At 54.3% G+C, this 22,961-nt stretch carries 18 protein-coding genes; 15 read left to right on the top strand and 3 right to left on the bottom strand.

Going from position 1 to position 22,961, the window contains the following annotated elements; genetic code table 11:
- The first annotated feature begins 34 nt into the window (after window positions 1-34).
- The 3 genes from AC3Y2E_RS02805 (at window position 35) to AC3Y2E_RS02795 (ending at window position 4,442) form a co-directional block, all read left to right on the top strand.
- Entirely contained in the window at window positions 35-1,585 is a 1,551-nt protein-coding gene (locus tag AC3Y2E_RS02805) for an extracellular solute-binding protein (RefSeq protein WP_379206909.1), read from the top strand.
- 105 nt (window positions 1,586-1,690) lie between these two features.
- Window positions 1,691-3,277, top strand: coding sequence for a glycosyl hydrolase family 28-related protein (locus AC3Y2E_RS02800; protein ID WP_379206907.1), 1,587 nt, complete (start codon window positions 1,691-1,693; stop codon window positions 3,275-3,277).
- 118 nt (window positions 3,278-3,395) lie between these two features.
- Window positions 3,396-4,442, top strand: coding sequence for an alpha/beta hydrolase family protein (locus tag AC3Y2E_RS02795; protein WP_379206905.1), 1,047 nt, complete (start codon window positions 3,396-3,398; stop codon window positions 4,440-4,442).
- Between the two features lie 157 nt (window positions 4,443-4,599).
- On the opposite strand, the gene AC3Y2E_RS02790 is transcribed toward AC3Y2E_RS02795, so the two are convergent.
- Window positions 4,600-5,502: a helix-turn-helix transcriptional regulator gene (locus tag AC3Y2E_RS02790; protein ID WP_379206903.1), complete on the bottom strand. Its 903-nt coding sequence runs from the start codon at window positions 5,500-5,502 to the stop codon at window positions 4,600-4,602.
- 805 nt (window positions 5,503-6,307) lie between these two features.
- On the opposite strand from AC3Y2E_RS02790, the gene AC3Y2E_RS02785 reads away from it, so the two are divergent.
- The 3 genes from AC3Y2E_RS02785 (at window position 6,308) to AC3Y2E_RS02775 (ending at window position 10,676) form a co-directional block, all read left to right on the top strand.
- On the top strand, window positions 6,308-8,551 hold the full coding sequence (locus tag AC3Y2E_RS02785) for an Ig-like domain-containing protein (RefSeq protein ID WP_379206900.1): 2,244 nt from the start codon (window positions 6,308-6,310) through the stop codon (window positions 8,549-8,551).
- 225 nt (window positions 8,552-8,776) lie between these two features.
- Window positions 8,777-9,589 carry a VanW family protein gene (locus AC3Y2E_RS02780; RefSeq protein ID WP_379206898.1) on the top strand — a complete coding sequence of 271 codons (813 nt, stop codon included), beginning with the start codon at window positions 8,777-8,779 and terminating at the stop codon, window positions 9,587-9,589.
- A gap of 121 nt (window positions 9,590-9,710) precedes the next feature.
- Window positions 9,711-10,676: an MraY family glycosyltransferase gene (locus AC3Y2E_RS02775; RefSeq protein ID WP_379207219.1), complete on the top strand. Its 966-nt coding sequence runs from the start codon at window positions 9,711-9,713 to the stop codon at window positions 10,674-10,676.
- Window positions 10,677-10,811: 135 nt separating this feature from the next.
- Here the strand turns inward: AC3Y2E_RS02775 and AC3Y2E_RS02770 are convergent, their stop codons facing one another.
- Window positions 10,812-11,630: an AraC family transcriptional regulator gene (locus tag AC3Y2E_RS02770; RefSeq protein ID WP_379206896.1), complete on the bottom strand. Its 819-nt coding sequence runs from the start codon at window positions 11,628-11,630 to the stop codon at window positions 10,812-10,814.
- Between the two features lie 415 nt (window positions 11,631-12,045).
- On the opposite strand from AC3Y2E_RS02770, the gene AC3Y2E_RS02765 reads away from it, so the two are divergent.
- From AC3Y2E_RS02765 to AC3Y2E_RS02745, 5 genes are all read left to right on the top strand, one after another.
- Window positions 12,046-13,344, top strand: coding sequence for an ABC transporter substrate-binding protein (locus tag AC3Y2E_RS02765; protein ID WP_379206893.1), 1,299 nt, complete (start codon window positions 12,046-12,048; stop codon window positions 13,342-13,344).
- Window positions 13,345-13,437: 93 nt separating this feature from the next.
- Window positions 13,438-15,459, top strand: a complete 2,022-nt coding sequence (locus tag AC3Y2E_RS02760; protein WP_379206891.1) for a hypothetical protein — start codon at window positions 13,438-13,440, stop codon at window positions 15,457-15,459.
- A 147-nt stretch (window positions 15,460-15,606) separates the two neighbouring features.
- Entirely contained in the window at window positions 15,607-16,305 is a 699-nt protein-coding gene (locus AC3Y2E_RS02755; protein ID WP_379206889.1) for a cyclase family protein, read from the top strand.
- Window positions 16,295-17,143 carry an AAC(3) family N-acetyltransferase gene (locus AC3Y2E_RS02750; RefSeq protein WP_379206887.1) on the top strand — a complete coding sequence of 283 codons (849 nt, stop codon included), beginning with the start codon at window positions 16,295-16,297 and terminating at the stop codon, window positions 17,141-17,143. Before AC3Y2E_RS02755 ends, AC3Y2E_RS02750 begins: the two co-directional genes overlap by 11 nt.
- Window positions 17,144-17,170: 27 nt before the next feature.
- A complete protein-coding gene (locus AC3Y2E_RS02745) occupies window positions 17,171-18,013 on the top strand; it encodes a hypothetical protein (RefSeq protein ID WP_379206885.1) in 843 nt (280 codons plus the stop codon).
- 289 nt (window positions 18,014-18,302) lie between these two features.
- Here AC3Y2E_RS02745 and AC3Y2E_RS02740 read toward each other — a convergent pair whose 3' ends face one another.
- Window positions 18,303-19,016: a response regulator transcription factor gene (locus AC3Y2E_RS02740; protein ID WP_190931321.1), complete on the bottom strand. Its 714-nt coding sequence runs from the start codon at window positions 19,014-19,016 to the stop codon at window positions 18,303-18,305.
- A 214-nt stretch (window positions 19,017-19,230) separates the two neighbouring features.
- Here AC3Y2E_RS02740 and trmL point away from each other — a divergent pair, with 214 nt between their 5' ends.
- The 4 genes from trmL to hisS all read left to right on the top strand — a co-directional run bounded on the left by trmL (window position 19,231) and on the right by hisS (window position 22,428).
- Complete coding sequence (gene trmL / locus AC3Y2E_RS02735; RefSeq protein ID WP_190931320.1) at window positions 19,231-19,698, top strand: tRNA (uridine(34)/cytosine(34)/5-carboxymethylaminomethyluridine(34)-2'-O)-methyltransferase TrmL; 468 nt, start codon at window positions 19,231-19,233, stop codon at window positions 19,696-19,698.
- A gap of 104 nt (window positions 19,699-19,802) precedes the next feature.
- Window positions 19,803-20,051: an AbrB/MazE/SpoVT family DNA-binding domain-containing protein gene (locus AC3Y2E_RS02730; protein WP_190931319.1), complete on the top strand. Its 249-nt coding sequence runs from the start codon at window positions 19,803-19,805 to the stop codon at window positions 20,049-20,051.
- A gap of 332 nt (window positions 20,052-20,383) precedes the next feature.
- A complete protein-coding gene (locus AC3Y2E_RS02725; protein WP_379206881.1) occupies window positions 20,384-20,851 on the top strand; it encodes a hypothetical protein in 468 nt (155 codons plus the stop codon).
- 284 nt (window positions 20,852-21,135) lie between these two features.
- Window positions 21,136-22,428, top strand: a complete 1,293-nt coding sequence (hisS, locus tag AC3Y2E_RS02720) for a histidine--tRNA ligase (RefSeq protein WP_379206879.1) — start codon at window positions 21,136-21,138, stop codon at window positions 22,426-22,428.
- Window positions 22,429-22,961 lie beyond the last annotated feature (533 nt).

Here is a 22,961-nt window from a genome sequence, read left to right as displayed (position 1 = left end):
GCACGGAGCAAAGCGATAACAGGGAGGATTCCAGATGAAAAAGTGGGGTTACGGAGTATTGGCGCTCGCTCTTGCCGGAGCGACGGCCGCTTGCGGGAAGGAAGAAAACGCGGCGCAGCAGTCTGCGGGGGAAGCGGGGAAGCCGGTAGCGATCGAGGTTGAGCGGTGGGTATCGGTATCGGTGGACGTGCCACCGCCCGAACAGGACGTAGTGCTGCAGACGATCCGGAAGGATCTCGGCATCGACTTGAAGTATGCGTTCTCGAGCGGAAAGTCGGACGAGTGGAGGGCGAAGCTCGGGGCAAGGATCGCCGCGAACGATTTGCCGGAAGCGATATTGTTTTTCAACATGGCGGATTACCGGAAAGCCCAGGAGCAGGGGTATCTGCTGCCGATGAACGAGGTGCTGAAGCCGAATGCGCTGCCGCCCAACCTGAAGTATGCAACCAAGGAAATGCTGTACACCATCTCCGATAAAAACGGCGTCTATCATGGCATTCCGGCGCGTCCGCCGACGATGACGAACAGCTTGTTCATCCGTAAAGACTGGCTCGACCGGCTGAACCTGAAGATGCCCACGACGACGGATGAGCTGAAGGCGGTTATGCAGGCGTTTGCAGGCAACGACCCTGACGGGAACGGCAAAAAAGATACGTTCGGCTTCTCCGCCTCCGGCTCCTCCATGAACGGCCAGCCGTTCTGGCAGTTGTTGTCGGCTTTTACGGGCGACGTGCGCGGCTCATTTTGGGTCGATCAGGCCGGCAAGCTGAAGGGCGGTCCGGTCAGCGGCGAATTCCGCCACTATTTGCAATATATGAACGAGCTGATGAAATCGGGTGCGATCGATCCGGATCTGGCGACGAACAATCTCGACCGGGTGACGCAGAAGGCGGAGCAGGGACAGATCGGTATTTTCCATAATACGGGCTACCCGAACGCCATCGTGCAAAATATGAAAAAGCTGAACCCGCAGGCGGAGGTTGTGCTGCTGCCTCCGATAACCGGTCCTGCCGGAAAAGCGTCGAACAACGGCAAAACGAACTCGCCGAACGGTATATTGAGCCTGACCGTGAAGTTGAAGGACCAGCCGGAGAAAGTGAACAAAATGATCGAGCTGGCGAATTGGATGAACGGGCAACAGGGAGCGAGGCTGCTTACGTTCGGCATCGAAGGGTTGAATCATAAGAAGACGAATGGGGTTATTACGGAGTTCATCGCCGGCAGCCAGAGCAACTACTTGTCCGCCTATTCGATTATGGGCGAGCCTGCAATCAAGACGGCTCCCGAGACGGTCAAGGTGTTTTACCCCGACGCGTTCTTGTACGAGCAGCAGATGAAGCTGATCGGGGACAACCCGGAGATCGGCGGCATTTTCGCGATGGGGCAGGCGAAGGAGCCGACGCAATACGCGGCAGACCTGTCCAAATATGTGACGGAAATGATGTTGAAGTTCATCTACGGCAACGTGCCGCTGGACGACAAAAACTGGGATGAATACGTGAACGCGTATTTGACGAAATACAAAGGCCAGCAGTATCTGGATGAGATCAAACGGGAGCTGACCGCAAACGGTTATTTGAAGTAGTTCAGCTGATCGAGGCGTCACGGACCGGCGCCGCTTTCTCCGGCGGCAGCCGGTTGTGCCATAGGCCCTTTGACGGGCCAATTTAAATCGAAGAGGTGGATGCTGTTGGACAAGAAGGAGCAAGCCGTTAACCCGTTGGTGCGCAAGGAACGAGAGGAGCCGGGAGGCCTTGCGGGGATAGCCCGCGTCAATCGCCGGCAAGTGCTGACGACGCTGGGCGCGGCGGGTGTGCTGACCGTGGCGGGAGGGCTGCTGTCCGGTGGAATTGCAAGCGCGCTGGAAGCCGGCGCATCGGCTGGAGCTATGGGGAACGGAGCGGCAGGAAAAAAGCCGGGAAACGGTAACGGTAACGGGAGCCCTCATGCAGCGATTGAGGAGCTGCGGGAAGAGCTGGAGGCGCGTATGCGCAGCGAAGCGATCTTGACGGCCGTTAACTTAAGCTGGTACGGAGCGGCAGGCGACGGCATAACCGACGACACGGCGGCATGGAACGCCGCTATGGCGGACGTCCCGGCTGGAGGAGCGCTCTACGTACCTCCCGGCACGTACTACAGCGCTTCCGGATTTCTCTGCGGGCGGGGAGATATTACGATATTCGGAGCGGGCCCGTCGTCCCATTTGACTACCGAAGCCCAGACGAACACGCTGCTGATCGGCAAGAGCGACCGGACTACGCGGGTCCGGAACGTCAACGTCCATTCCTTGAAGTTCTCCCAGAAGCCGGGGCCGAGCGGCAGCGGAGGGGCGAACAACTTTGCCGGCGTCAAGGTATGGTTCGTGGACAGAGCCGTCGTGCACAATAACGATTTTGAAGAGTGCGACGTCTGCATCAGCTTTGGCGGGGGCAACTCCTCGTTAGGGTTCCCGGGCCGGGTGACTTACCGGAATGCGGCGGTTCTGAACCGGATGTTGAATACGAACAAGATGGGAGTCGAAGTCTTCTTCCAGAACCATGCGATCGTGTACGCCAATCAGATGATCAACGAGGACGACTACAAAGTGGCGGAGAGCCATGCGGTCCGATTGATCGGCTCGCATCATTCGATGTGCTGCGACAATGACGTATACCGGTTTCGGACCGGGGTATCGACTCAGGGCGGGAATTCGCTCGGCTACCGGGAAAGCGACCATTTCCTGATCTCGGGCAACAAGTTTCGTCAATGCGTCAAAGGTGTACAAGGTTTCGAAGGCGCTTACAACGGGCAAGTTCTGATGAACGTGATCGAGCATGTGCGCGAGTTCGGCATCGAGTTCCGGCAGGAGAAAAACGGGGGCTGGGACCATCTGATCGTAGAGGGCAACCTGATCTCGGCCGACCCGAATTCGACGTCGGGAGGGCAGCGCGGAGCTACGTTTACCGCAGGCCAAAGGCTCGTATTCCGCGGCAACCAGTCGGTCGGCTTCGGCAATAGCCAGACATCGGGAACCGCCTACCACGTGTACGTGTCGGCGATCGGGCGTATTGCCGTGATCGAGGGCAACTATTTCGAAGACAGCTTCTATCTCTCGTCCGGTTCGCGGAATTTGGGCGTCCGTGTTCTCAACAACGAGAAGACGGTCATTTCGCGCAACAACGTATTCGTCTCGCCTTCCCCGAACCCGGCGGAACAGAACGCGCAATCGTCCGGTAGCGGCCAGCTGGTGAAGGGTTTCCCGGGGCTGGATGATATGAACGATTATTTTCAGGGGTAACCTGCCTGCCAGAGTAGAAATAATTATTGGATATTTGTGCCATTGTCTCTGGGATCAAGGTATAATCGAATGTGAAGCTTGTATCGTTAGTCTAGAAGGCTGGGTGGAGGAGAGACGTATGCAATATTTTAATACGGCCGGCTACAGGGACAATCTGGCCCGCGCCTCGGGCCGCACCTTCGATTACCGTACGCCGCTATCGGACGGAAGCTGGGATGCCTGGCGCGCCGACTTTCGAGCCGCTCTCCGCGAGCGGCTCGGTCTGAACCGGATCGGGACGGAGCCGATCGGGCTGAACCCCCGCCGCACGGAAAGCGTGGAATGCGACGGTTACACGCGCGAGAAATGGTATGTGACAAGCGAGCCCGGCGTCGAGATTCCGTTTTATTTGCTGCTCCCGGGTACCGGAGAAGGGCCTTATCCGCTGGTCGTCACTCCGCACGGACACGGAGCGCGCGGCAAAGAAACTTATGTCGCGAACTACGCTTCCGAAGAGGATCGGACCAGCAGCGAGCAGGGCGAGAGGGATGTGGCGGTGCAGGCCGTCAAGGAAGGCTACGCGGTGATCGCTCCGGACGTCCGCGGGTTTTACGAGATGGGCGGGGAAGAGGAATGGCTGAAATCGGATGGGAAAGGGAATTCCTGCGTCAATTTTCAAAAAGTGGCGCTGATGTACGGGCGGACGCTGATCGGAGAGCGCGTGCATGATATGGGACGGCTGATCGATTATGCGGCCACGCGGCCGGAGATCGATACGAGCCGGATCGTGATGACCGGCAACTCCGGCGGAGGTACGGTCACCCTATTCACGGCGGCGCTCGACGACCGGATCTCCGTCGCTGTGCCGGGGTCGTATGTATGCACGTTCGAGAAATCGATCATTCCGATCGGCCATTGCCCATGCAATATCGTTCCCGGCATACTGGAGCTTGGGGAGATGTACGATGTGGCGGCATTGATCGCGCCGAGACCGCTGCTTATCGTCCACGGCGTTCACGATGAGATTTATCCGATCGAGGGGACGCGCGAGACTTACGGCCATCTGCGGAACGTTTACGCTGCGATGGATGCCGAATCGAGCTGCGAGCTGTATGAAGGCAGCGGCGGTCACCGGTATTATAAGGAGCGGGTGTGGCCTTTCGTCCGCACTCATTTGCGGCGGTAGTCCTCGATGTGGCCCCGCTTAGAACCGTTTTTTCTTGAGAAAAGGACCTCAGCCCACGCGTTACAGTGGGATTTGAGGTCCTTTCGTATGGAAATCGGGACATTCCATGTTATGGGAATGCTTTTGACCGTGCCGAGCGAAGCGGAGGCTCCCTGTCCTACAAAGCTTTCGCCCGGCTGGCGGCATGCGACATCCGGTACTCCGACGGAGACATGCCGTGATGCTCGCGGAAGACGCGCGCAAAGGTGCGGTAGTTGTCGTAGCCGACCTCCATACAGATGTCCGAGATCGACATCTCGCTTGCCACGAGCAGCGTGGCGGCCCGGGTGATGCGCAGCGTATGCATGTAATCATTGACCGTTTTGCCGGTGTGCTCCTTAAACATCCGGCTGATATACGAAGCATGCAGGTCGAAATGCTCGGATACGGAATTCAACGAGATCGGCTCGTTGAAGTGAAGATGAATATAGCGCAAAATGCTCCATACGCGAGACCCTGGCTGGTTTTTGCTCACGGTTCCGGACTGGTTCGGATCGGTCAGCGCCCTCAGCATCAACGTGACGGCTTCGATCAGCTTGCCCCGCAAGACGGCGTCCCGGCCCAGGCGGGATTCCTTATATTCGAGCACGAGCTGCTCGATCAGGGACGTCACGGACGCGAGCCGTTCGCCTTCGAAATGGTAATGCGACGGGAGCTCCGAACCGATTTTGTGAATCCACTGATTCATATACGATTCGTAAGCGTTGCCAAACAAGACGTTGATATCGAACATGCAGCTGTATAATTTAAGCGGATCGTCGGGGTTGCTGTACAGCTCGTGAATATGATGGGGCAGCAGCAGCGACATCGTGCCCCGGCGCAGCTCGTGGGCCAGCCCGTTGATTGATTCGGTGCCCGAGCCCTCTACGACGAACGACAGCTCGGCGAAGTCGTGATGGTGCATCGGGTAGTGAGAGTACGGCTGGTTGCACGAAATGTAAAAGGGCAGCTGGCCCTTCTGCTGACCGGACAAAAAACGGTCGTCGGTTTTGGCGTCCTCGTACTCGGGAAAGATCGCCATGCGGATTCCTCCTTTTTGAACGATTCAGAATTTTGATGTTCGCTAATGCGTTAGACGAACCGGGACATTCTGAACTAAGAAAAGCTCCCGCTTGCGCAGGATCACTCATCGTGGTAAGCGTTTCGGTTACATGCTTTTCTTATCGTGCAAGCAAGCGCCGCAAGCCGTTCATTATGGCAGCTCGACCTTGTGCCCCCGCTTGTGGACAGGAGGGAACCGGAACGGAATAAGATTGGTTTGTACCCTTTATTTTGTCCGAAAACCCGCTTGAACATGGAATAAGAGCGGTTTGCAGCTGCTAAAATCCGCTAAAACGGTGCGGACCCGATCAGTTGGTTGAAATAAGGGGTGCAAATCGCCTTTATTCGTCTCTGTTATCCCCTTATGCTGAAATTAAGGGTGCCAGAGACCCTTATTTTTATATAGTCATACGTATTAATAACCAAGACAAGACAACTTCGTATCAGGTCTATTACTTGTATATTAGTTTAGCATATTTTTTTCGTTGTGCGGGCGAAAAATTTTCGACTTTATCTCTGCGGTTTCGCCAGCGGCGAAGCGGGATACAGGGGCTTATGTCCGGTTGCAGCAGACAGGTCTCGTTTACAAATAACGACAATATTCGCTATATACAAGAGGGTTGGAACATTATAAACTATTTATTATATTTTCGGAGAAACATTATTACATCGAATGAAATCGCTCCCGAAAAGTGAACATTGTTTCTCGGAGATCTCCCAGACAGGTTCACGCTTCGGGCAGGCGGATATATCCATACGAATCAGCGAACAGTCAGGTGGTATCGATGAACATGAAGGCAGCGTACGGGAACGAAAATGCGAAGGCGGAGCCGGAGGCCGTCAGAAGTGACGGCAAACCGCCGGCCTTACTGGAAGAATTTGCGGCTATCGGCCATATAACAGTAACGTCTTTGCGGGCGAATGCCGCACAGGTCGATCTGGCGAGTGCGCCGGACCCGGACCCGGTCCGATATGGCCTCCATGCCGCGAAGCTGATCTACGACTTTACCGGAACGGACGGGACGTCGGCAGCCTACTTGAACTTCAAGGAAGCGGATGGAACGGCCGGCAAACCGGTCGAAGGTTATCCGCTGAGAATCGGGTTATGGGTATACGGCGACGGAGGCAAGCATTGGCTACGCGGACAACTGCTGGACGGCACGGGAACGAAGAAGCCGGTTGATTTTACCGGAGCCGGCGAGCTGAACTGGATCGGCTGGAAATACGTCGCGGCTGATATTCCGCCCGGTATGCAGATGCCGCTTCGGTTCACGCAGCTGTACGTGGCTGAGACGAGTAATGCGAACAAAGGGGCGGGAGCCGTCTATTTTTCTCCGCTGCACGCGATTTACACCGACACGGGCGAAGATCTGGAGGGGCCGAAGTTCAGCGGCATGAAGCCGGAGCCGGAAGAGACCGTATACAGGAGCGATCCGGAGATAACCGTCCGAATCTTTGACGAAGGACAGGGAGTCGACCCGGATACGATCGTATTTACGCTGAACGGGATCGTAGTGCCTCACCGGTACGACGAAGCGACTGGCGAGACTGCGCACGTACCGGCTGCAGCACTGGCAGACGGCGCATATACAGTAACGGTGGACGCCGCCGACAAGGCGGGTAATCCGGCGCTGCCCGGAGCGGTTTGGAGCTTTGTCGTGTACACGGGACCGGATACCGAGGCGCCCGCGCTGCGCGTCATCAGCCCGATGGACGGCATCCGGACGCAGACGAATCGGCCGAGGCTTGCGATCCATGTGGCGGACCGCTATACAGGAGTGAATGCCGCTTCGATCCGGCTCGGGCTGGACGGGGAAACGGTCGGGCACACATACGACGAGGCCAGCGGCACTTTGTTTTACACGCCTCCAGTTCCCCTCGAGCCCGATTCGAAGCATACGGCGAGCGTTACGGCGGCGGACCTCGCGGGGAACGTTTCGTCGGTCCGGTGGAGCTTCACAGTCGGCGCTCCGCTCGGGCAGCCGGCGAACCCGGACAAGTTCAAGATGTGCGTGATCGGTGACGGCGGGTATTACACGGCCGATCAGGGCCGGACGGCGTCGGACATTTTGCTGCGGGAACAAATCTTGCGGATCAACGGGGAGAAGCCGGAGCTTGTCGGCTACACCGGCGACATCGTCGAGAACGACACGGCGGCCAATTACGAAGCGGCGCTTGCGAATATGGGCTTGTTTGAAGCGCCTTATACGGTGAGCATCGGCAACCATGAAGTATCCGGTACGGGGTCCCGGCGCAATTACCAGCAGACGTTCGGCGACCCGACCTACTTGTACGATTACGGACATACCCGGATCATCGGTCTCGATTCCGCGAACAACTCGATTACCGGCTCCGACGCCTCCCAGTGGACTTGGCTCAGGCAAGTGCTCGAGCAGACGAGTCAGCGCCATGTCATCGTATTTATGCACGTTCCGCCGGACGAGATTTCCGCGGACGGGGAACATTTCCAGACCGGACACGGCTTCAGCGACCCGGACGATACGGCGCGCTTGTACGATCTGATGGGTGCGTTCAAGACCAGACGCCCCGATACGAACGTAGTCGTTTTCAGCGGCGATCTTCACGCTTATCTGTACAAAAACGTTCAGGGTGTCGACTATGTCATATCGGGCGGCGGCGGCAAATATACGCATATTCCGCCGGATAAAGGCGGCTTTTACCATTATTTGAACGTATACGTGGATGAAGCTTCTATCCGCTGGGACGTCGTGCCGCTGCTCGACGAGATTACGTTCGGCGCTCTTGCGGTCAGGTTGGGTGTGAATCAGGAAATGACGCTGACAGCGAACGGAACGTTTCAGACCAGCACCAATCATCCGATCACGATGCCGGTGGCACCGCCCTTTAAAGTGGAATGGTCGTCCGATAACCCGGATGCAGCCGAGGTGGACGATCTGGGCAAGGTTACAGGCAAAGCGCCGGGAACGGCGGCGATCACAGTAACGTGCGGCAACCGCCACGCATCGGCGATGATCGAGGTGACGGACGAGCCGTGTGCGATGGAATAAGCCTCTTCGAGCCCCGGCTCGTCAGGGGCTTTTTGCTGACTGAAAGCGACGGCATTCAGCATAATGTTACCGGTGGTCCTGTCATAAAGAAGGGAAATCGACGCCGAATGTCCAATATATTCAAAAACCGCCATAGTCAGAATGAACCTTTTGCCGGGTTGAACCGTCAATACGGAAGGCGACTACTTGCCGTAATACGACGGCATCCGACTGGAGGATACGAGGATGAAGCCGATTCCGAGATCCCGGCTGCGCATCTGGCTGGGTGCCCGGTATTATACGTGGCGGAGGCGGATGAATTGGTGGTTTGGCGCCCGGCGATATGCGGCTTTACGGGGAAATGAGCCCGGGCAGCCCTATCCGGTGTTCCGTCATCAGACCCCGCTGTACCGTTCGCTGAAAAACGTGGACATGTGGATGCAGCGCAATAAGGCGCATAACTTGTCCATCGCTCTCCGGCGGCTGAGCGGCATCGTCATTCGCCCGGGCGAGACGTTGTCCTACTGGAAGCTGATTGGCAAACCGACGCGGAGGAAAGGCTACCGGGAGGGGATGGTTCTCTTTTATGGCTCGTTTCGTTCCGGAGTAGGAGGCGGCCTGTGCCAGCTATCGAACCTGATCTACTGGATTACGCTGCATACGCCTCTGCAAGTAGTCGAAAGGCACCGACACAGCTATGACGTGTTTCCCGACTCCTCCCGGACGCAGCCGTTCGGAAGCGGAGCCACGTGCGCATACAATTACATCGATTTGCAAATTTATAATCCTACCGACCGGCCTTATCAGCTGCATCTGGAGCTGGACGATGCGTTTCTGAGCGGAGAGTGGAGAACGGACCGGGCTCCTCTTCACCGCTACGAGGTGTATGAGCGCGATCATGCCATCACCCTGGAAACTTGGGGCCGCTACGTCCGGCACAACACGATATACCGCAAAGTGTACGACCTGCAAGGAACCTGTATAGGCGACGAGTACATTACCGAGAACCATGCGATTATGATGTACGAGCCGCTGCTGAAGGAAGCCGGCAAAGGCTGAGCGCACGGCGGGATGTTCATCCGGTTTAGCCGTCTGGCTTCGGACCGGCAGGCCCGGCACTCTGGAAGGCAGCCGGAGAGTCCGGGCTATAGGGGAAACAGGGTACTGAAATCCGGGAGGGATTGTCATTTATTACTTACTTGCCTTTATCGTTGCATTCGCGATCGTGTACGTCTTGATTCCGCCGCTGCGCAAACTGGCGTTCCGGATCGATTTTGTGGACAAGCCCCGGGAAGACAGCGAACGGAAAATACATCGGGAGCCGATTCCGCTCACGGCGGGCATCGCCATTTTTATCGGCTTCGCCGTCGCCTTCCTGCTGTTCGTCCGCGAGGAGCCGGGACAGACGACCGCCATCCTGGTCGGAGCTTTCATGGTGCTGGTCATCGGTACGATCGACGATTGGTACAAGACACACCGCAAAGAGTTTCCGGCGATGCCGAAATTTCTCGTGCAGGTGGCAGCCGCTTATCTGGTCTACGAATCCGGCATTGTCTTCTATGGATTTACGAATCCGTTTACCGGGCAGGAGGTCCTGCTGCCGGGTTGGCTGCAGCTCGTTCTGACGGTGACGTGGATATTCGGCGTTACGACGGTGATCAATTTCTCGGACGGCATGGACGGTCTGGCCGGGGGCTTATCGGCCATATCGGGGGGCACGCTGTTCATCGTAGCGCTGGCCAAAGGCCAATCCAGTTCGGCGATGATCGCGATGATCGTCGTGGCGATTGCGATCGCGTACCTTCGTTACAACAAGCCGCCGGCCAAAGTGTTTATGGGCGATGCCGGCGCGACGCTGTTCGGCTTTATACTCGCCGTTGTCGCCCTTGACGGGGCGTTCAAACAGGCGACGGTGCTGTCGCTGTTCATCCCGATTTTGGCGCTGGGCGTGCCGATCTTCGACAATCTGTTCGTCGTCTTCCGGCGGATGCGCCACGGCAAGCCGATCTACCAGGCTGACGCCAGCCAGGCGCACTATAGGCTGTTGTCGACCGGCATGAAGCCCAAGCAGGTCGTCGCGTTTCTGTGGCTCGTCAACGTCTGCTTCAGCATGATGTCGATCATTCTGCTGTTGCTGAACGTATAGCCGATCCGTGCAAAATATAAACAAGCGGCATCCCAAGGACAATCCGCTTGTTTACCTGATCATTATTTTCATTTTTCGGGATGGGAGCAGAGCTTCCACCCCGTTTTTGTTTTCTTAGCGGGATTCCTGTCAGTATTATATGTGATGGCTTTGCCGGTACTGGGAAGGACTGATGTTCATTTTTTGGGAAAATACACGGCTTAAGTACAGACCGTTTTCATAACCGCACTGGCTCGCAATTTCATTCAACGTCAGTTGGGTTTCCAGCAGCAGTGTCCGTACTTTGCATAGCCGTAAGCTGGTGACGTAGTCGGTTGGCGACGAGCCGTATACCGCTTTGAAGCGTCGCGTAAACTGCACGGCACTAAGACCGAGCTCGCTGGATATCGATTTGAGCGACAAACGTCCCATCGCATGATGGCGCAGCAGTTGCTCCGCGCGCTTCATCAGCGGGTCGATTGCCTGCTCCCGCAAATCCCGCCGGGCGCAGTCCCACTCCCACGTATAAAGCTGCCACAAGTCTTGCAGCAAAAAATCGCGCCGTTCCAATGCAAACGAATCGATTCGGTCAAGCAGTTTCTGAAAATGGAGATGAGTTGAGGCGAGCCGCTGCATATCTTGAATAACAAATTTTCCGACCGGATTGGGCATCAGCTGACGGTCCGAATCGATCCGCTCTCCTAGCGGGGAAAACCAGTTAAAGTTAACGAGCAGGAACGTCGAAGGCAATGTCATGTGACGACGAAATAGGGTGTGCGGCGGGCAAAGCAGCAGGTCGTCCGGGCCGGCCACGCCTTCGTGCTTCCCGATTTGATACTGGAACTGCCCTTGCAGCACATAGAATAAAATCCACCAGGGAACATTGACCGAGTGATGCTGAAACGTTTCCTTCTGCACCCATTCCGCCAGAAGAACTAGTTGGGGTCTTAATTGCGCCGGTGTATACGGTTCCATTTTCAAGTCGACTCCTCATACAACCGTCTATTGCGCCTCATTATATCGCCTTGTGAAGGGTGAAATCAAGTGTATGGGCAGTGCATCATTCCTGTATAGGAAAAGGACTGGGGTTTCCTTTATGATGAATGTGTGCACATGGTAAGTGGGATCCCATACGAGCAAGTGAGAATGTCATGCAATAGAAAGAAATGTTGTCCCTATACGACGCAGCTGCGTATCGACGAGGGAGTTTCCGGGACTGCGGCATAATCGATGCTGCGCGCATCGTACGCAGGTGGTGTCGCATCAAGGTAACAAGCCCTTTTTGAAAGCGCTTCCTTATAAGAAATTAATCCTTAATGCTATCGGATTATAACAATCCGCATCGGATAACAAACGCTTGCCATCATTTTCAAACAGGGGGATTTTTCGTATGAAACGATTTAAAGTACGCACAATTGCACTGTTCACCGCTGCAATGGCCGTTGTACTGTCCGGATGTGGCGGCAAAGAAGGCAGCGCTGTAGAAACGAAAGTCAATCAGCCGTCGCCGGTCACGCTTCGTATTGCCAGCCAAGCGGTCGGGACCTTGCTTGACGAAGAGTTTCAACAAGTTGTCGGGGAGCGTCTCAAGGCAAAATACCCACACATTACGCTCGAATATGTGCCGGACGCAAAGGGAACGACATTAAATGAACTGATGGCGTCCGGCAGTACGCCGGATTTGATTGTCACCTTTACAGGCGCCTTAGCGTCGTACCGGGATTTGGAACTGGTGATCGACATGGAGCCGTTGTTCAAAGCGCGGAACATGTCCTTGAACCGCTTTGAAACTAACTACATTACAGACGTCCGCAATGCGTCGGACAAAAACGAATTGTACGGTTTGCCGATTAATGTCAACTACCATGCGCTGTATTACAATAAAGACATTTTTGATAAAGCCGGTGCCCCCTACCCGACCGATGGTATGTATTGGGATGACGTGCTGAAGCTGGCGAAAAAAGTGACACGCACCGATGGCGGCGTGCAGATCCGCGGTCTCGACCCGGGTTACACGATCATTTGGATGTCGCAGCCGCTTGGCGTAGCAGCGCTTGACGCGAACAATCAAGTGGTCATCAACAACGACAAGTGGAAACGCGTGTTCGAGTTGTCGAAGGAGATTTTCTCGATTCCAGGCAACGAGCTGCTTGCGGAATCGCCGAAGGATCAGTTTATGAAAAGCAAGAAGCTCGGCATGCTACTCGATCTAAACATCCTCAACCAGCTCGTTGCAGCCGAAAAGGATGGGCTTAGCTGGGACGTAGCGCAGTATCCGAGCTATCCGGAAAAGCCGAACACGTACGGCAATGCAAGCGTGTACACGGTCATTGCGACCAAAACGACAAAACATTTGCAAGATGCAATCAGCGTTATCGAGACGATGAGCTCGGATGAGGTGCAGTTGGAATTGTCCAAGCGCGGCCGTCTGTCGCCGCTCACCAGCGATGCGATCAAGCAAGCGCTCGGATCATCTAACCCCGGCTTGAAAGACAAACATTTACCAAGCATTTTCAAAAGTAAGCCCGTTCCATATCCGGTTGCCTCGCAATACCGAAGTCAGGGAGAAAGCATTGCCATCAACAAATTCAAAGAGTATTTGCAAGGGACGATCGACGTCAATCAGGCGCTGTCGCAAGCCGAGGAAGCAATCAAGCTGAAGCTGGCCGAGCTCCAAGGCGCTAAGTAATGTAAATCGATTCGATCCTCACGGTAAACCTATCAGCCCCCCTTCGATGCATCGAAAGGGGGAGTCATTTCAAGATCAGGGGTGAATGTCAAGATGGACGATCAAAGAATTGATAGCGAAAAACAAAATCAGACGGTGGAACGAGGGGAATCAGAGAAACGTACACACGATAAATGGAGTCGGAGAGATTTGCTGGCGGCTATCGGCGTAACGGGTGTTACTTTCGCTGCAACCGGCGGGGTTTCCCAGGCATTTGGTCAAGCTAATCCGGCAGCAACTGCAGCTTTATCCACATACGGAAAAGGCGGGGGTAATCCCCATGAACAAATTGGAGATTTATCTTCCTTAAAAACGGCGGATAAATCCAGTCTTGTCGGTGCGATCAATGAAACGTTTTTACAATTGGAAGCGGTTTCTACGGCCGGCATCGATGCACAAGCGGCAATAACTCGAACGGTTGCAGATCTTGCTGAAATGATTGCGCTTGATGCTGAAGACGGTGATCGAGTATTTGTTCGCTCCATTGAAAAATTTTATACGTATACACCCGGCACAACTGAAGAAGAGAACGGTGTAACTGTAACTTCATGTTGGGTAATGGACATACAGCCCGCTTATTATGCTTCGTGGTTTGCAACTCCAAATATAGAGGAAGATCAAAAATCACAATTACGTATCGGGTATGCGTACGCAGCGTCCAAGGGCAGACCCTTTGTCATCGATGCCGTATTCTACGGCGCAGTGGATTCGGGAGATGCTTGCCTACTAAGCGTTTTATCTAATTCCGTTTTAAGTTTTACTGAGAACGGCTGGTTAAAATTATTAGGTTCATCCAATACCGTGTATCAGCTAATAAAAACGTATCAAATAGAAAATGCCGTTGTAATTAACGCTAAGGTAGAGGGAGACAGACGGCGACATACAGGGACAACCGGCGAGTGGGGACATGGAATTCAAATTCTTGATTGTAAACATATTTATTTCTACAAGCCTAGAATAGTGGATTGTTGGGGCGACGGTATAGACATCGGAAGACTGGCAAACGTTCAGGGCGGTTATGAGCCAACGAATGTAACGATCTTTGAGCCCTACATTTCTGGTGCGAGACGTAACGGGATCTCACCACGTTCATTTGTCAATGTATCCATTATTCGACCCTATATCGAAAAAGTTGGTGATTATGATGGTGTGAAAGGCACTTTTCCGAAAGCGGGAATTGATATAGAGCCCAATAACGCGATAGGTGGTGAAATGCCGGAATGTATCAATCTGCTCATTGAATCCCCGACCATTCAAGATGTTTACGCAGGACTGTATTGCGTTAACTATCAAGAACGCAGATATGAAGTTCGTATTACAGGAACAATGAAACTATACAACACTACAAATACATGCTTAGGTTTTTTTAGCACTCAAACCGGGTCTACCGGGTTTGTAGATATTGACAATGTTATGGTCAGCGGCACGTTCTACATGGGTTTGCAAAACGGTTGGGTTAAAAGCGGATGCAGGTGCCGAATAAAAAATGTTGAGATTGCCAGATCCGTTACAGCATTCCCAATGCGTCATACTTATAACGGCACCGTTGGTAATGAAACAATCGGAGCATTTGAGGTTACTTTAAATGTTCATGAGAATTGCAATGCTATCTTGGCTTGGTATGCGGGCGATTTGCCGTATCGTCAAGAGTCGCGTTACTTATGCGCACCGAATTCAGAAAGAAAATTAAGCTTATACGCGGCAGGCTTGACCACACTTGCACAGTTTCCGTTTTTTGGTTCTACATTTAAACTAGACGGTGAGACCGTATTAGATCAATCATCACCAAAAATTACGGTTCGCGCGTGTTCAACTGTTCGATATAAAGCCACTACTGACATAGTGCCAGGTGAAATACGGACGGATCGGGACTTTTCTGTAAGAAAAGTTGTGTTTGACCCTGAATCCACTCATACAACGTATGGAGTCTCTGTGAATGGCTTGAAAATAACACTCGATGGTGCTATTAAGACAATAGCATCAACAACGCAGCGCGGAGCCTCTATAACGTTCCGTAACATGAATGGCGCAGAAACCAAAATACTGGAGCTTGTGGGTGACTGGACTTTTAGTTAAAACGAATCGATTAGCGACTAGAGATAACCAACCTTCGCAGCTGTATGCTGAATAAAGACACGATATGTCTGTTGCAAGTATCCCCGTTTGATGCCATCCTAGAGCAAGGACGGCGCTGCTGCGCCTGGAAGACAAGGGGGGCAAGCCATGAACGTGATCGATATAACCGGCGTTATCCGACAAGGGATGTGGAATTACGAGAAACCGTTTCCGGAATTCCGGATGCGGCCGCTGGACCGCGTTCCTTGGGTGGAGGCTGTCGTATATGCCGAAGTGTTCGAAGGACTGCATTCGCAAACCGGAACGTATCTGGAGACGCCGGCCCATTATTTTGGGGGAGAGAGCAGCTACTACGTCGCCGATATTCCGATAGGCAAACTGGTGAACATGCGGTGTGTCGTGCTGATGCTGAACGAAGCGGAGCTGGACGTACCCGGCAGGCGTGTTGCGATCGACGCGGCCATGCTGAAGAAAAGCGCGGGAAGCGACCGGATTCGCCCCGGCGACGCGATTCTCGTCGGCACCGGCTGGGGCAAGTATTGGATGGACGATAGCTACCTGGAGCGTTCGCCTTATTTTACATACGATGCGATGAAATGGCTGATCGGCCAAAAGCCGTATTTGCTCGGGTCGGATTTTCCGAGGTGGGACAACTTGACCAAGTCGGAGCAGTTTTTTGCGGAATTTTACGAAGCGGATATTCTGATGCTCGCGCCATGCGTGAATCTGGAATCGGTAAGGCAGAGCGAGGTCCGGCTGACGGCGCTTCCCCTGAACATTCCGGGAACGAGCGCGGTTCCGTGCCGGGCGGTCATCACCCAAGGAGGTTGCGGAGATGGTAAATAAAGAAGAAATGAAAACCGCGCTGGGGCTGATGGATATCCAGGCCGGAGATATCGTTCTCGTGCACAGCTCCTTGACCAGCATCGGCTATGTGGACGGCGGAGCCGAGGCCGTGATCGATGCCTTGCTGGAGGCGGTTGGCGAAGAAGGTACGATCGTCATGTCGACACTTACCGGCTGGTCCGAGCCGTTCGATGCGGCGACCACCCCGTCGGCGGTAGGCAAAATATCCGAAGTATTCCGCAGACGGGCGGACGCGCACCGGAGTCTGCATCCCGTTCATTCGGTTGCCGCGGTTGGGAAACAGGCCGAATGGATCACATCCGGCCACGAGCATTGCGAGACGGGCTGCGGACCGGGGACCCCTTATTACAAAATCCGCGATCTCGACGGCAAAGTGATGATGCTCGGCGTCGATATGGACCGCAATACGATCATGCACTCCCTGGAGGAAGCGATCGATGCCCGCTATCTGCTGACCGTCGATATTCCCGCTCCTACCTATATGGAAGATTACAAGAACCGGACCTTTACCCTGAACAAATTTCCTCCGGGCCACCGGGACTTTCTGCGTCTCACTCCCGTCCTGAGGAAGCACGGCGCCTTGATCGAAGGCCGGATCGGCAACGCGGCCGTGCTCGTCATGGAGGTCCAAAACGTGTTCGAGATCGGGCTAAAGCTGCTTCGGGACGATCCGCTGTTTTTTATATGCCATAACCCGAACTGCAACTCGTGCCATTGGTCGAGACGGCTGTATTCGGAAGAGCCGGTCGATCTGTCCGTGTATAAGGAAAACGGCTGCGCCGACCGTACATGCGAAATATGTGTCGTTGCAAATTGACATTGATCGAAGAAAAGGGTGTGCGCCATGTTTAACTTTAGTATGCTGGCGGCGGACAAGGCGGCAGCCGGTCTGGATCAGAAAATCCGGTTGTGCAGCGAGCTGCAAATTTCGAATATGGAGCTGAACGACAAGCTCGAAGGCAAATCGATCGCGGATTGGAGCGGCGAGGAGGTCGAGTACGGCCGAAACCAATTGATTGCCAACCACAAAAAAATCGTGCTGCTGAACGGCAGCCGTCCGGTAACCGACTACGATTACTATAAGAAATTGCTTACGAAAGCGCTGCTTCTGCAAGTGGAGCATGTCAAGGTGACGATACGCGGCACAGGAGACGCGGCAGAGGAAGGGGCGAGAGCAGACGGTGGCGGAGAGGTTGGCGGGGAACCGTCCCGGTCGGCAGGATCGTCGGCGGACCCCGGAGAGGGCGAGATCGAGGCGCTCCGCAAGCTGGTTGCGGCCGCGAGGGTGCAGGGGATCGGCCTGGTTGTCGAAAACGATTCGTTGTCGTGCTTATCGGACGACCGCAAGCTGGCCGCGTTGTACAATCGGATCAAGGACGAGAACACCGCTGTCATCTATAACCCGCTGGAATTTGTCCGGGTGAAGGCTCATCCGTTTTTCCATGCGTTTTATAACAGCAAGCTGAAGGGGAAGATCCGGTTTTTGCGGGTCAACGACGGATTATTCGCGGACGGGAGACCGGTGCTGCCCGGCGAAGGCAACGCCGAGGTAAAGGAACTCGCTTCGATTTTGCTGAAGCGTTCCTACAAAGGTTATTTCTCGTTTACTCCGTATATGCCGGATTCCGACCCCGCTATGTACCGGAGCATGCTGGATCGTTTCCATAAGATGCTGATGGAGCTGTAGGCTGAACGGGAACCTTGATTCTCTTCTTGACCGGCGATCCGTGCCGGCATACTTCTGAGATCCTGGAGGCAGCATCTCTTCTCCTGTCCGGTGTAATTGGTTGTTTCTTGAAAAGCCCGCTCACCGGCAAGAGGGAAGTGAGAATAAGAGCGGTTTGCAGCTTTTATTTTGTCCGAATTCCACGTAGCAGGGGGAATAAGAGCGGTTTGAAAGTATAGAGGTTTGCACGCAAAAAAAACCGTCCGGACGCCGGACGGTTCTTCTTCATAAATTGGTTCGCTTGGAAGGATCAGGCTAACGATTCCTTGGCAACCGACTCGGTCAGCTTATAGCCGACATTGCGGATTGTGACGATATATTCGGGATTGCGGGCGTTTTTCTCGATTTTATCGCGCAGATGGCTGATGTGAACGTCGACGATCCGCGTGTCGCCGATGAAGTGGTAATCCCACACGCCGTGAAGCAGCTGCTGGCGGCTCAATACTTTGCCCCGGTGTTTGCACAGAAACAGCAGCAGTTCGAACTCCTTCGGCGTCAGCTCGATCGGCGTATCGTGCAGCGTCACTTCCCGCTGATCCGGCTGAATCCGGATCGGTCCGATATGCAGCGTCTCCATCTCGGCCGCAGGTAAGGCGCTCGTCCGGCGGAAGATCGCCTGAATCCGCGATATGAGCTCTTGCGGGCTAAACGGCTTCGTCATATAGTCGTCCGCTCCGTTGTCGAGTCCTGCGATTTTGTCCGACAAATCCTGCAGGGCCGTTAACATAATAATCGGTACGAGGTTGTTTTGCTCGCGCAGTCTTTTGCATACTTCGATGCCGTTTGCTTTCGGCAGCATCAGATCGAGCACGATCAAATCGGGACGAAATTGCGGAATCACTTCAAAGACGGCTTCCCCGTCGAATACGCACAGCACTTCATAACCGACCAGCTTCAAATTAAAATCGATAAGCATGGAGATCGAGGGCTCGTCATCAACCACCAGTATTTTCTTCTTCGTCATCATCGTCTCCCTTTCTTGCAAGTTTTCGGTATGTATCTCCATTATCGCCCCGTTAGATCATGCCAAGATTAAGGATTCGTAAAATCAATGTAAAATTTTATGTGAGGACAATAAAATACACGCTTCAAATGATGGCTCGCCCAGGTTTACTTTCGATCGTTTATTCATTAAAATAACCGTATGTTTTTGTAAATTCAGTGAGGTGACGGTAGTCTTGGCTTTTCATATTGTACTCGTCGAACCCGAAATTCCCGCGAATACAGGAAACATCTCCCGGACATGCGCCGCAACGGGGACGTCTTTGCACCTGATTCGGCCGCTCGGTTTTTTGACCGACGACAAAACGCTGAAGCGGGCGGGTCTCGATTATTGGCATTCGGTGGACATTCACTACTACGATTCGTTCGGGGAGCTTCAGGAGAAGCTCGGCAGCCGCCGCCGTTATTACTACGCCACGACGAAAGCGCAGCGGCTGTATACGGAGTTTGACTATAAGGACGGGGACGTCTTTGTCTTCGGCAAAGAAACGAAAGGACTGCCGCCGGAACTGATCGAAGCCAACGCCGAAACGTGCATGAGGATGCCGATGACGGACAGCGTCCGTTCACTTAATTTGTCTAACGCCGCGGCGATCGTTTTATTCGAAGGATTGAGGCAGAACGCGTTTCTGGGACTGAAGTAAACGTTCTGTAAAGCGGGTGCCAGAACTTTTTGTAAAAAGAAGGAATTTATCCTTGTTTGGCGAATCCCTATTGATGAAAGCGGAATGAAGCGAGGTGAGACGAGATGAGACCGGCAGGCGTAGTACGGAAAGTAGACCAGTTGGGCCGAATCGTATTGCCCAAATCGTTAAGGAAAAGATACAAGATGAACGAAGGGGATCCAGTGGAAATACTGGTTTCCGGCGATCACATACTGCTCGAGCGCTACCGCCCGAAATGTGTGTTTTGCGGAGACATGAACGGAGTTACGGAGTACAGAGAGAAGCATATCTGCACCAACTGTATGCGAGAGATGATTCAAGTGCGACCGTAGCTAGTTTCCCGGCATAAGGATTCCGATTACCATAACCGATATGGGAGTCGTACAGATAGCATCACGGCAGCACGCCGTCGGTGCTTTTTTTCGTGTGAAGCCCGTCTGTCTCGTTATTCTGCCAGGCTGCGGAGGGCCGCATCGAATGGCCGGATACCGTGTCGGATCAATGCGATATCTGTCGGCACCAAAAAGGGGACGCAGTTCAACGAGGACTGCGGACTCCTGGCTCTTATCATCTAATTTTCACATAAATTAGGACTTTCTCCATGTGGAGAAAAAGGAAGGGGATGGTAAGATAGTCCATGTAAAGGAAAGGAGCTGACAACAAGATGAGAAGTAAAATCTGGAAATCTGCCGGTATATCCATTATGGCCGCTATGCTGGCCGGTGCATGCAGCCAAACGGCTCTCACCGATCCAACTCTTAGCCAGCAAAGCCGTGAAACCTCGAAGCCAAGTTCGGTCCAGGCTTCTGGCAAGGAGAACAAGCCGGAATATTTGCCGGCCGATTTCCCGCTGCCGAAAGATGCGGAAATCGAGACGTCCCATTCCGGGATCAACGACGGCAAAAAGTCCGCCTTGCTTGTATTCACGACCAAAGAAAGCATGAGCTCGGTCACGCAGCTGTACAAGGATTACTTCAAAACGCAAAACTTGGCTGACGCCGCTCAGACCATTGACGATAAAAATATAATCATTCAAGGCGAAACGAAAAAGCAGTCCTGGTCGATGATTGGTGGCGTACTGGCTTCCAAGGACGGAGTCATTGAGCTGACCGTCACCTGGTCCGAGCTATAGAGCGCGGCTGAACCGTCAGGCTTATCAGGAATGCCAGTTGCATATTGCGTCCCTTCAAGATATAATGAGAACCATTCATTAGGAACATGAGGGAGGCGGACGCCATGACTGTAGTCTTGTTCGCACAACTTCATCATCACAAGAAGCGTTAGCACGCCCTAAGCTTGATTCCAGGGTGGGCTAACGCTGTTCGCGTTGGCCTCCCTGCCGCATACTGAGCGCGCAGGACCAAGAGGTCCGGCGCGTTTTTTTGTTCCTAAAAACGATGAAGGGAGTGCAGATTCATGCAAAATGTAAAAGGAACATTCGATTACCGCGGGGAGGAACAGCGTCTGCGAAACCGGATTCGCAGCGTGCTGGAGGACCGTTTCGCCTTGTACGACTTCGAGCCGATGGAGACGGCGATCGTGAACGAGCGTTCGCTGCTGGCTTCGAAATATGCGGGCGGCGACGAGATTTTAAAGGAAATGTATACGTTGTCCGATCAAGGGGGCCGCGAGCTCGGATTGCGCTACGACCTGACCGTTCCTTTCGCCAAATTCGTCGCGGGCAGTCCCGGCCTGGAACTGCCGTTCAAACGATACGAGATCGGCAAAGTATTCCGCGACGGGCCGGTGAAGCGCGGCAGACTGCGCGAGTTTGTGCAGTGCGACGCCGATATAGCCGGGATAACCGGCCCGGAAGCGGAAGCGGAGCTGATGCAGCTGGCCGCAGACGCATTTCGCGAGCTCGGGATTGCGATCGTGATCAAGTGGAACAACCGGCGGTTTCTGGGGGAACTGCTGGGAAGGCTGGGGGTTGGAGCGGACTGGATGTCCCCGGTCATGCTGACGCTCGACAAGCTGGAGAAGATCGGTGCCACAGGCGTCGAGCAAGAGCTGGCGGATAAAAAGCTGGAACCGGACGTATACGGTCCGGTGGTGCGGCTGATTGAAGCGGAGCTTCCGGATTTTGAGGAGCTGGTGACGTTGTTCGGGCTGTCGGAAAAGGAAGGAACGGCGGAGGTCCGCAGGCTCGGCTCGCTGCTCGAAGGGACCGGCTTGAACGGAATCTGCAAGTTCGACCCTTTTTTGTCCAGAGGATTGTCTTTCTATACCGGTACGGTGTACGAGTGCTTCATAGCAGACGGATCGTTTGGCTCCAGTCTGGCTAGCGGGGGCCGCTACGATGCGATTATCGGCAAGCTCGCCGGCAAGGAGCAGTTCAACTGCCCGGCGGTCGGTCTTTCCTTCGGCCTCGATTCGATTCTGGAATGCTGCCGGGACCGGGGGCTGGAGCTGGGGATGGAACCGGTATGGCTCGTGCCGATCGGCGATACGATGATCGAGACGCTCCGCGCTGCGTCGATGCTGCGGGACGCTAGAATCCGGGCGAAGCTTGCGCCGTCCGGCCGGAAGCTGAAGCGGACGCTGGCTGCCGCCTCCGCGGAAGGGGTGCGTTACGTCATTTTGGTCGGAGAAGAGGAGGCAGCTGCGGGCCAATTAAGGCTGAAAGATATGCGTGCCGGTGAGGAGATGACTGCGCCATTGCAGCAACTAGTATGCATGCTTGAAAAAACGGTGACGAAACGAAAGTGAAACGCAGCTGAAGGGTTAGGGCCAGCGCTACCAGCTAAGTTTGGGAGTGGGAAGAACGACCTTAGCTAGGTGAAGCCGGGGGATTATGCTGGCTCTGGCTGCAGGTGGGGTATAGAAGCTGTTAGAGCCTCTTAATTGGCGCAGGAACGACGATTTTGCGCAAATAGAGGTGGTTGGCAGCTCTTATTCGAGAGCCGAAGGGGGAAATGGAGGCGGAACGGCGGAAATAAGAGCCGCCAGCAGCTCTTAATTGACGCGGAAACGACAATTTTGCGCAAATAGAAGCTCCTATCGTCTCTTATCGCCGATCCCGCCCGCTTTCCGTCTGCATCCCAGCCACATCCCGCTTGCTTCCCGTCCGCACCCGCACCCTCACCCTTCCTCCTCCCTTCCCGCCATACCCGCTCCGTCCGCGAGCGCGAATCAAAGCGCGCAGCCAACAGCAAAAAACCGCTCTACATCCGCGCTATCGGAAGCGCGGGCGTAAGCGGCTGATGGACAACGAAGCGATTACAAGCCCTTGGTTTTGTCTT

Source organism: Paenibacillus sp. MAH-35 (assembly GCF_058135425.1).
Note: the sequence above shows the minus strand (reverse complement) of the source record. Positions and strands in the feature narration are given on the sequence as shown.